Raw genomic sequence first — 233 nt, forward strand, 5'->3', positions numbered from 1 at the left:
TGGCCACCCTGCTCGTGGGGATCGCGCCGCGCCTGGTCGGGCTGGTGTGGGCCTGGTACGGCTACGGGCTGGTCGTGACCGTCTTCGGTCTGCTCATGGACCTGCCCGAGTGGATGCTGGACGCCGGACCGTTCCAGATCCTGTCGCAGCTCCCGGTGGAGGAGTTCGACGCGGTGCCCTTCCTCGCCGTCCTGGCCGCGGCCGGGGCCGCCACGGCGGCGGGCCTGGTCGGC

At 73.4% G+C, this 233-nt stretch carries 1 pseudogene; it reads left to right on the top strand.

Going from position 1 to position 233, the window contains the following annotated elements:
• Window positions 1–233 (top strand): annotated as a pseudogene (locus D471_RS39905) (anibiotic ABC transporter efflux pump); the annotation flags it as partial.

The sequence above is a fragment of the Nocardiopsis lucentensis DSM 44048 genome (genome assembly GCF_000341125.1).
Classification (GTDB): Bacteria; Actinomycetota; Actinomycetes; order Streptosporangiales; family Streptosporangiaceae; genus Nocardiopsis; species Nocardiopsis lucentensis.